This is a genomic window from Ruegeria sp. AL12 (assembly GCF_056540885.1).
Genome location: NZ_JBQFXN010000156.1, coordinates 1 through 614, shown reverse-complemented (window position 1 = coordinate 614; position 614 = coordinate 1). Strand labels below are relative to the sequence as shown.

Here is a 614-nt window from a genome sequence, read left to right as displayed (position 1 = left end):
GCCAAGCCGGCCCACTTCTGTCCGGCTTATGTCGGCTGCTTTTTCGACCTTGAGATAGTCTCTGAGCTGCACGTTGCCCTCCCCTGCAAAGGAAGAAGGCTAGCTCATTAGGTGGCTAAGCGCCGTGACAGAGGTCAATGAATTTGCAAATAGGCAGGCTCTTTTGACCTGTTTGCCCCAGCTGTGGCGCCGCTCGGGCGCCTGGCGAGTTCGCAGCAACCAGCGAATTGGGCGCAAATCGGGTCAAGGCCGGCCCCGCGCAGCTTGATGCCGTGGTGCGGGGCCGTTTTGCGTTTGGATTTAGATGAGCTTCGCCATGGCGATGGCGGTATCGGCCATGCGGTTGGAGAAGCCCCATTCATTGTCGTACCAGGTCAGGATCGAGGCCATGGTCCCTTCCATCACCTTGGTCTGGTCGGTGTGGAAGATCGAGGAATGCGGGTCGTGGTTGAAATCCATCGAAACCAGCTTCTCGTCGGTGTAGCCGAGAATGCCCTTGAGCGGGCCTTCGGACGCGGCTGCGCGGATGAGATCGTTGATCTCTTCGACCGACGTGTCGCGCTTGGCGATGAATTTGAGGTCGACGACCGACACGTTGGGGGTCGGCACGCGGA

General features: G+C 59.4%; 1 pseudogene. It reads right to left on the bottom strand.

From position 1 onward, the window contains the following. Positions 1-300: 300 nt before the first annotated feature. A pseudogene (locus tag ACR0C6_RS21960) lies at positions 301-614 on the bottom strand (erythrose-4-phosphate dehydrogenase); the annotation flags it as partial.